Source organism: Fulvivirga lutimaris (assembly GCF_009711525.1).
GTDB lineage: Bacteria > Bacteroidota > Bacteroidia > Cytophagales > Cyclobacteriaceae > Fulvivirga > Fulvivirga lutimaris.
The window spans coordinates 1-8,610 of the sequence record NZ_SMLV01000253.1; the positions used below are offsets into that span (position 1 = coordinate 1).

5 protein-coding genes are annotated in these 8,610 nt (G+C 37.6%); 4 read left to right on the plus strand and 1 reads right to left on the minus strand.

Annotation, left to right across the window (positions count from 1 at the left end; all coding sequences use genetic code 11):
• The first annotated feature begins 110 nt into the window (after positions 1-110).
• From E1140_RS03470 to E1140_RS03485, 4 genes are all read left to right on the plus strand, one after another.
• Positions 111-2,111, plus strand: coding sequence for a YHYH protein (locus E1140_RS03470; protein ID WP_155179070.1), 2,001 nt, complete (start codon positions 111-113; stop codon positions 2,109-2,111).
• An 18-nt stretch (positions 2,112-2,129) separates the two neighbouring features.
• The gene (locus tag E1140_RS03475) at positions 2,130-2,618 is read left to right on the plus strand and encodes a DUF6702 family protein (protein WP_155179072.1); all 489 of its coding nucleotides are present in this window, start codon (positions 2,130-2,132) and stop codon (positions 2,616-2,618) included.
• Positions 2,619-2,817: 199 nt separating this feature from the next.
• Positions 2,818-4,479, plus strand: a complete 1,662-nt coding sequence (gene glgP / locus E1140_RS03480; protein WP_246202701.1) for an alpha-glucan family phosphorylase — start codon at positions 2,818-2,820, stop codon at positions 4,477-4,479.
• 75 nt (positions 4,480-4,554) lie between these two features.
• Entirely contained in the window at positions 4,555-7,545 is a 2,991-nt protein-coding gene (locus E1140_RS03485) for a sensor histidine kinase (RefSeq protein WP_155179076.1), read from the plus strand.
• On the opposite strand, the gene E1140_RS21355 is transcribed toward E1140_RS03485, so the two are convergent.
• Positions 7,542-8,610: hypothetical protein (locus E1140_RS21355; protein WP_221412619.1), on the minus strand; the 1,069-nt coding region annotated here is incomplete at its 5' end. The two genes, E1140_RS03485 and E1140_RS21355, sit on opposite strands and share 4 nt — an antisense overlap.

The window sequence follows — 8,610 nt, forward strand, 5'->3', positions numbered from 1 at the left end:
CCCACCTCGAGCAGGTGGGGTTTTTTGTTTGTTGAAAATACTTTTTCATTGGGGGGGTGGTAGAAACTTTGATTCGCCTGTTTCAAATACATTAACCGAAACTTAAAAATATGAATACCAAATCATTTAAACTAATAGCATTCTTCATGCTGACAGTGCTTATGTTGAGCTGTGGAGGAGACGATGACACTACAGTAACCTTTGAGGTTGATGCTTCCATTAGTGTGACAAAGGCAAAAATATCTGAAGCTGAGCCTGCAGTATTTACAGTTACTATAAGTAAGAGTAATACAAGTGGTAATGTCATTCCAATGAGTTATTCCGTGTCAGGTACGGCCAGTCAGGGTGCTGATTATTCAGCATTGAGCGGTGTTGTGGAGATAGCCGAGAATTCTTCTTCCACTAAAATAGAAGTGGCCATAACAGACGACACGAGTATTGAAGAAGACGAAACCATTATCATCACATTGACTGACCCCGGTGTGCAAGGTGTTACGATCGTCAAGTCATCTGCGGAGGTTATAATTGAAGACAATGATACAAGAACAGTAACCATATCAAGCACTGACAATATTGGCTTAGAAGGTGATAATAATGCATCTTTCACAGTCAGCCTTGATGCAGCTAATAGTACGGGATCACCATTGGAGATACCCTATATTATTACAGGTACAGCGACTAACGGAACAGATTATACAGCATTGAGCGGTAGTGCTGCTATTGCCAATGGAGAAACTTCCACAGTTATAGAAATAGCAGTGATCGATGATGATGTTGATGAAGAGGCTGAGACTATAATACTGACAATTGATGAGCCTAATCTTCCTTTAGGAGTAATCACAGTTAATAAAGAGGCTACGGCTACAATTAATGACAATGATGGGGAATCTTCTACCACTTATACGGTTACGGTAGTGGGCCCGCCAACCATAGGTGAAGCAGATGGAAATGCCAATTTTAAAGTGACCTTAGACAAGTCAAACGAAGGTGCAGCTATTACCATTGCCTACACCATTTCAGGTACTGCCACCGCTGGAGCAGACTATACAGCGCCATCAGGGTCTCTAACCATCAATACCTCAGAGACAGAAAGAGTAGTTAATATTCCGATAGTAGATGATGCAGAAGTGGAGGGTGACGAAACAATTATCATTACGCTTTCTGCAAGTGGATTGCCCAGTGATGTAGCATTAGGTTCTCCAAACACGAAAACAATAACTATCACGGATAACGATACAGATGCTACTTGTGCTAATGACAACTCAACTGATCAGGGCAACCGGTCATGTACTTTAGGCCCTGATTCAAATACATATAATGATGCTACTGTCAATGGTGGAGGTGACAGAGAAATAGTAACTAACGGAATACCAACACATGAGTATGGAAACCAGATACCAATGATCGTCTCTAATCTCGATAATAGCACCAAAACATATTATGTTGACAATACACCTACAAAGGCCGGAGCAATTACTTCCATAACTTTTGATGATGGTTCACCTAAGTGGAAGTTTGGGGTAGCAAAGAACGGTGTTGCTATTGATCCTGCGCCTGCAACGCCATTTATCTTCGAAGATACTAACACAGGAGAATATAACTGGGACTGGGTATTTGAGCCTAATAATAATATGAATGCCGTTGGCTTAGACTGTGCCATTGCTCATGTTCAGCCGGATGGATTGTATCATTATCATGGAGATATGGCCATTTATGCAGAAGAGCTTTCATCAGGCATCAGCACTGGAACTGCTCCGACCGACCCTGTACAAATAGGATGGGCAGCGGATGGGTTCCCTATATTATACTATTACGGTCCGGATGCCGCAGGAACCGGAATAGCCAAACTAACTTCAAGCTATCAGTTGAAGTCGGGTGAAAGACCGGGAGATGGTGAATCAGAGCCATGCGGTGAGTACAACGGAAAGTATACCAATGACTATGAGTATGTAAATGGAGCGGGAGACCTTGACGAGTGTAACGGTATTGAAAGAAATGTAACATTATCTACAGGCACCTACAGTTACTTCTATGTTATTACAGCTGAGTTTCCGGTAATTTCAAGGTGTCTGGTTGGTACTCCAAATGATGCATTTAAGATAGGGCCTTAATTAAAATCTAAAGTCATTATGAAAACATTGAGCATAATCTTAATAACTTTTTTAGTTAATATTTCGGCTTATGGCCATAGCGCAAGAATGGCAATTTTTGAATTATCTGAGACTGATGGTCACTATACAATGTCTGTTGCTCTTGATATTGATGATCTTCTTAAATCCTTGATTACATCTTATCCAGAGTTTGAAAAGGCCAATACAGAAAGGGAATATGAAGAATTTATCAACAGGTACCTGCAGGCTAATTTTCAGCTACAGATAAATTCACAATGTCAGGAAATGATTGTAAGGTCAATATCCAATGACGATGAATATGTACGCATTTTAATTGACCTCCCTTTTTCTGGAGATGCAGTGTCTTTAAATGTTTTCAACACCTGTTTGATAGATTATAATGAAGGACATTTAAACATCTTTAAAAGTAGTCTTCATGACAGGATTAGGACATTTAAACTGGATAAGGACAGAATATCAACCGAGTTGAGTTATGATTTAATTTAAAATAAGACTAGGAGTAAGATTGTTTGGTTTGATTTAGTTGTGAACTATATCAATGAACCCCACCTCGAGCAGGTGGGGTTTTTTGTTTATTGGCGTTTAAACAATTTGAAGCTACACACATTATCTTCTATATTGTTTTTTCTCAATTTTGAAATGCAAAATCAACCCTGTTAATTGCATTGATTTAAAAATGAAAACTATGGCTTATAAGCATCCTTATAAAATTGGTAAAGGTTTTGAGAAATGTGTGGCGTATTTCAGTATGGAATTTGCCATTGATCAACCCTTAAAAATATACTCTGGCGGTCTCGGATTTTTGGCCGGGTCACATATGCGCAGTGCCTATGATCTTAAACAAAATGTAGTTGGCATAGGTATGCTTTGGAAGTATGGCTATTACACCCAAACCAGAAAACCTAACAATGAACTTGATGTCTTAAATGAAGAACATTATTATCCTTTTCTGGAGGACACAGGTATTATGTTGGATGTTAAGGTTCATACAGCAACTATTAAAGTAAAGGTATTTTATCTGGCCCCAGAAATATTTGGCACTGCTCCCATTTATCTTTTGTCAACTGAGCATCCTGACAATGACTATCTCGCACACACAATAACTCATAAGCTTTATGATAATAATCTCTCTACACGGATTGCCCAATATAACGTGCTTGGCATAGGAGGAGCAATGTTGCTGGATAAACTCGGACATCCTACCGAGGTATTTCACTTAAATGAAGCCCATGGATTACCTGCTGCCTTCTATCTTTATGATAAGCACAAATCAGTTGATAAAGTAAGGGACAAGTTGGTGTTTACCACCCACACACCTGTAAAAGCAGGCAATGAAGTTAATGACCCTAGTTTTTTATTGGAGATGGGTTATTTCCACAATATGAACTTGAAAGAGGTGGAGGATTTAATAGGCTATGAAAATGGAAACTTTAATCATACACTGGCAGCACTAAGATGGGCTAAAAAGGCCAATGCAGTATCCAAAAAACACCAGAAGGTGTCACAGGACATGTGGGGTGGTTTTGATAAAATATGCAAGATAGAAGCCATAACCAATGCCCAAAATAAAAAATACTGGACGGATATAGCTCTTGAAAAGGCCTATGAGAAAAAGTCTTATACCGCCTATACCAAAAGAAAATCAGAGCTGAAAAAACTATTATTCGAGGAGGTAGCTGACCAGACAGGAAAGCTGTTTGACCCTAACGTGTTGACGGTTGTTTGGGCAAGAAGGTTTGCGGATTATAAAAGAGCAGATTTAATTACTCGAGATTTAGAACGATTTGAGGCATTGCTTAATAATGACAAGCAACCTATCCAAATTATTTGGAGTGGTAAACCCTATCCTTTGGATCATGGTGCTGTGGACATGTTCAATAGATTGGTACATCTAACTAGGAAGTACAAGAATGCAGCAGTACTCATTGGCTATGAGCTCAGACTTTCTGCCATGATGAAGAAAGGGAGTGATGTTTGGCTGAATAACCCAAGAATTCCTCTGGAAGCCTCAGGGACAAGTGGTATGACCGCTGCTATGAATGGTTCCGTAAACTTTTCTACTAATGATGGCTGGATTTTAGAGTTTGCAAAGCATGGTAAGAATGGTTTTGTAATACCTGAAGTGGATCTCAATTTGAGCCAGGCAGAGCAAGATCAGCATGACCTGGATCATATGCATAGAATCATGAAAAATGAGATTATTCCTCTGTATTATAATAAACCTGAGAAATGGATGGAGGTAGTATGGAAGGCCACTGAAGATGTAAATAAAACTTTTGCAGCAAAACGCATGGCAGAAGAATATTATAAGAAGCTTTACAATATTAAGTCAAATGCAAAGGATTGATTTTTAACCTTTTACAATAGGTCAGTCTGCATTTGTTTTATTATCTTAAAAGGATATAGGTTTAATTTAGACTGAATGAAGACAGGGTTACTTTCCCTTTTTCTTGTTATTACGTCCTCTGCATTTGGACAAACTTTCCAAAAAATCACCTATGGTGTTAACGAAGGTCTGCTTACCCATCTTACTAAGACAGTTGAGATGGACTCTCTTGGTTTTATCTGGTTGGGAACTGATGAGGGTTTGGTACGATTTGACGGTAAAAATTTTACCGAATACCCAGAAGCTACTCAAAGCAGGTACATCAAAAAAATTGTATCCATTGACAACGAACTGTGGGTTTTAAATGATTTAGGTCTGGTTAAAATCCACTCATCTCCAGATACAGTTTCCTTTGAAAGAATTATTGATGGAATTCGTTTTAAATCGGATTCTTTGCTTTTATACCCAAAGGATATATATCAGGACAAGGCAGGTAGAATATGGATATCGGAACCAAGTCAAATTGTTTTGCTTAATCCTGACAATTCTATTAAAAAGTTCTATCTACCTGAATACTCTAATTCTGATAGTTTTTTCAGGTCATATACGTTGTTTGAAACCTTTGGAGAACTATATGCAGTTTCATTTAATGGACAGTTTTTTCATTTTAATGGCCAACAGTTTACTGAGCTTTCGGTAGACTCTTCAGTTGCTTTAAGTCATATAAATGCTGTTGCTAATATACAAGGGACTATTTTTCTTGGGGATAGAAACGGCCTACATGAGGTTGAAATTGGTAATGAAACGGCAATATCGGTCAAACATATAAAATCGGTTAGGTCAGAAGAGGTTTCATACATTGAAGCTTATGATGAAGAAACTATATTAATTGGCTTATTTGGAAATAGTATCTATCTACTGGATATCAATGATTTATCAATCAAAAATCAGCAGGAGGTGTTCAGGGTCAATGATATTCACATATCTTCTGATGGAGATATTTGGGGAGCCTCTGATGAAGGCGCTATGCTTTTTAAGCGAAATTACTTTAACAGAATACCTAATCAGGAGAATTATATTGAATCGATATGGCTTGCCGATGAGGCGATATATTATTGCCATAAAGGAGGTGTTTATAAGCTCTTGCCTTCAGAGAATGGCTATAGCCAAACTACCTTAATTGAGGATTTGAACGAATATTTTATCAGTATTGCTGGAAGTGAAAATGAATTTTGGGTAAGCAATAGAAGCTCAATCATGCATTTTAAAAATGATCAATTAGTTAATAGAATTGATTTGGATAGAAGAGGTTTTTATGTTTTTGACCTCTTACTAGATAAGAAAAAAAGACTTTGGGTAAACCAGGATAATACCTTCGGTCCTTTAATTATTAATCCGGATGGCACGCGTACAGACTTTAGGGACAGTGGCATAAAAGGCCGGATCATGGTGATTAAAGAAGGTGCCAATGGAGCCATTTATTTAGGAGGGGTTGGAGCTGAAAATTATCTTTTCAGATTCAATGAATTCAATGAAAAATTTGAAAATTTAAGTCTTCCATTAGATATCCAGCTAAATAATGATTTCGAAGTAAATGATATTTTAGTCGAAAATGATACAGCATGGCTTGCTACAAATGTTGGTCTTTTTTATCAGACAGATTCTAGTATTTCACGATTATATACTGGGCCGAATATTAGTAACCTTCCTACAAAGGCCATCCAGAAAATAGGATCAAAATTGTGGTTTTCAAACAGTTTTGGAGTTATGGGTTATAATATGAAAACCAAAGAAGTATTACTTTTTAATGAGTCATCAGGGTTAAATTCTAGATCAGGTAATGCTCAGGCACTTCATATTGGTAAAGATGGAACTAAATGGGTAGGTACTGCAAAAGGTTTGGCATATACAGAAATGGAGGATAAGCATATCTACGCTACAAAAAAGCCTCTATTTACATCAGCAATTTATAACAATACTAAGGTTAGGCCCTCAAAACTTAGTGACTTGTTAATCAGCAATGGTGCTTATCTGAAAATTAATTTCCTTTCAACAACCATGCCTGGTAGCTCAATAATCTACCAATATAAGACCTCTGTTTCTGACGATTGGATAGACCTTGGTAATGTTAATGCCATAGAAATAGCGGGTTCTTCAGCTGGAAATTACCAGTACTGGGTTAGAGCCAAGCAACAAGGCAATTACTCATGGAGTGAAGCTTCCAGCTTATCCTTTGAAGTAGATATACCCACCTATTTACAACCATGGTTCATAGGACTTTCTTTGATCGCAATATTTGCTGTTGCAGCTGTTGTATATCGATATAATAAGATTCGACTAGAAGCTATTGAGCAACATCTGAACAAAATTGTTGATGAAAAGACAGAGCAAATTCGAGCTACCAATGAAGAGCTTAAACAAATTAATAAGGAGCTCGATATGTTCGTTTATTCTGCATCTCATGACATGAAGGCGCCATTGGCTTCTTTAATGGGGCTACTCAATATTTATGACGCTGAAACCTCAGTTGAAAACAGAGAAAATTTGATCAAAATGATGAGGTCGAGTATTCAGAAACTGGATGCTTTCCTTCGGGAGATTATAGATTACTCAAAAAACTCCAGACTTGGTGTAAGTAGCGAACAAGTAAATATTAAGGAGCTGATTCAAGAATTGTTAGATTCATTTCAATATCTGGAAGAATATAAATCTGTTGAGATTATAGTTGACGATCAGGTAGGCACGCTAGTCTCCGATAAAAACCGTCTCAGAATTATTCTTAACAACCTGGTGTCAAATAGTATCCGTTATATGGACCCAAACAAGAAAAAATCATGGGTTAAGATTTCAGTATATAAAACGGACAGACTTTACATAGAAGTGGAGGACAATGGCGTTGGGATTAGGAAAGAGTACATTGATAGAATTTTCGAGATGTTCTACCGCGCTAATGAAATGAAGACGGGCTCAGGTCTTGGCTTGTATATTGTCTATGAATCTGTAAGAAATCTTGAAGGCCTCGTGTCAGTCGAGTCAGAATATGGGGAAGGCACCAAATTTATTATCCGTCTTCCCCTATTGGGCTAACCTTTGGACATAACTAACACTATTTTATTCCAGTCAGCCGCAGCATTAATTACTTCTCTAAAGGCCTCAAATTTTTCTTTAGGATAATAGATCTCTTCGTAGCCTTCATCAACTTGAATTTTTAATACTCCGTTTTCCAAAGTGTAGTTAGAACGGAAATAATAGATTTCTTTTCCTCCTTCAACCACCTTTTTTTCAAATATTAAATCCTCAAGGTTTTCTATTTTATAGCCATCTGGAATATCAACAGTTATGGTTCTATCGTATTCTCTATTAAAATCATTTTGAACCCTTGTTTTGCGCTCATTTTCCTGATACAGCTCAGTCTGTGGGCCTATTAATTCACCAGCTTTAAAAAGGATAATATCTCCTGCCAACTCAATAAAAGATGGTGAATCGAATTTACTATCCACTACAAGCGGGCTATCCCAGGTTTGAAAATCAAACTGAGTCTTGGCCATTGCCAGAGTACTTATATCTGCATCAACAGCCAAGAATTTCACAAGGCTTTTTAATAACTCTTGTTTTCTTTCTTCCTCTATCAAAGGATAAACAGCTTTTATAAATGCAGAGGAGTACCCATTAAAACTTCTTTTTAAAGTGATGGTGTTGGAGGTTAATTTATCATTAAAAGTTACCCCAACTTCCATTTTATCAAGATTGTCCTCAGCTGGCAAAGCGGGAATAGTTTTAATCTCAGCCTTTGGCAATGGCATATCATCCACAAATTGCGCAGTTACAAAAAGTCCTTCGGTGGCAGTAAGATCAGCCGGGATCATACCATATCTGAATTCAGGACTATAAGGTGCAATGTAGGTGTCAGTTTTAGGGAGATAGATAATGTAATCTTCCAAATAGTTATAGGTTTCAAAGTCACCATCAAAGGCAATCTCATTTCTGCTGGTAGTGAGCACCAACTGAACATCTACACCAAGAGACTTTATGCTATTCAAAAGCAGTTTGGTCATGCCTATTTTTCCAGCTATTTTGTTTTCCAAGATGAAGCTTAACTGGTTGGCTTGACCACCGGTGTTTTTATCAAAATAGAAGTTTGTTTTTATATAA